Annotated in this window: 2 protein-coding genes; one reads left to right on the top strand and one right to left on the bottom strand. The window is 73.2% G+C overall.

Annotated elements, in window-relative coordinates; all coding sequences use genetic code 11:
* Positions 1-87: 87 nt before the first annotated feature.
* The gene (locus ACWGIU_RS38115; protein ID WP_453712708.1) at positions 88-789 is read right to left on the bottom strand and encodes a uridine kinase family protein; all 702 of its coding nucleotides are present in this window, start codon (positions 787-789) and stop codon (positions 88-90) included.
* A gap of 51 nt (positions 790-840) precedes the next feature.
* Between ACWGIU_RS38115 and ACWGIU_RS38120 the strand changes: the two genes are divergently transcribed.
* On the top strand, positions 841-1,191 hold the full coding sequence (locus ACWGIU_RS38120) for a hypothetical protein (protein WP_453712710.1): 351 nt from the start codon (positions 841-843) through the stop codon (positions 1,189-1,191).
* Positions 1,192-1,247: the final 56 nt, after the last annotated feature.

Below are 1,247 nucleotides of genomic sequence, written 5' to 3' on the forward strand. Positions count from 1 at the left end.
CCATACTGGGCGTATTCGGGCGTTCCGACAACGCGGCGAGGTGCCGTAGCCGGCGTCGTGCGCCCGCCGGGGATTACGGGACAGCCCTTAGGCCGGGGTCGTCGTGCGGTGTCGGCCCGCCGCGGCCGCCGCCAGCCGGCCGAGGGCCTCGTCGCCTGCGCAGGCGTGCGCGCCGAGGGCGACGTGACGGGCCACGATGCCGCGTTCGGCGCGCATCAGTCGCAGGCCCCTGCGCAGCAGGAACGGCACCGACTTGCGGCCTTCCCGCAGGTCACGGGCCAGTCGGCGGCGGAATGTGGTCGAGGGGCGTCCCCGCAGGCAGATGGCGTCCGCGAGGAGACCGAGTTCCTGGCAGCGGGCGGCCACGTCGGCGGCGAAGATGCCCTCCGCGATGAACAGCGGGGTGCGGGCGATGTCGAGGCTCTCGGTGCCCGTGCGGGAGCTCGTCGCGATGTCGTAGACGGGGACGTCGGTCCGCCCCACCGCGCACAGTTCGGCGATCGCGGCGACCGCCGCGTCCGCGTCCCAGGACAACGGGGAGTCCCAGTCGATGTCGGAGCTGCCGCCGACGAGCGGAAGGGTGGGGTCGACGCCCTCCTTGTAGAAGTCGTCGAGGCGCAGCACGGGCAGCCCCGAGCGGGCGGCCAGCGAGGATTTTCCGGAGCCCGACGGACCGGTCAGCAGGACGACTCGGGTCGGCGCAGTAGAGGGGGAGCTCACGGGACACCAGTCTGAACCATTCCCCCGGGTAGGGGATCCTCCCGGTGGCCGGTTGGTGTCCAGGAACACACCTCAACTACGCTGCGTGCGCACGCGACCACGACCTCAGGCGGGATCTCCATGGCACGTCACGCAGCCCCTTCCCTTCCGCACCGGCTCCGCAGCGCCGGACTGACCGTCTCGATGGCCGGTGCGGCCCTGGCGATGGCCGCGGGCGGCGCGCAGGCCGGTGAACTCGACGTCCCGGCGGCCCTGTCCGGGGTTGCCGACCCGATCGCGAACCTCAAGGTGAATCCGCTCGCCCACACCGGCGTGGACCCGCTGGACAACGGCGTCGCCACGCAGGTCGCCGACTTCCCCGCCGTGGGGACCGGCATGGTCACCGGCATCCTCACCCAGGGGCCCTCGGTCGGCGAACTGCCGACCGCCGCCGCCTCCTCGCTGCTCGGGCCGGTGCTCCCGAAGCAGTAGGTACGCGCTCTGCGGATACGGGAAGGCCCCGGCGGCGCGGGGGACGCTGCCGGGGC

It is taken from the genome of Streptomyces sp. NPDC054840 (assembly GCF_053611065.1).

Coding starts and splice junctions, on each gene's coding strand:
- ACWGIU_RS38120 (WP_453712710.1), top strand. CDS start 841: ATGGCACGTCACGCAGCCCCTTCCCTTCCGCACCGGCTCCGCAGCGCC.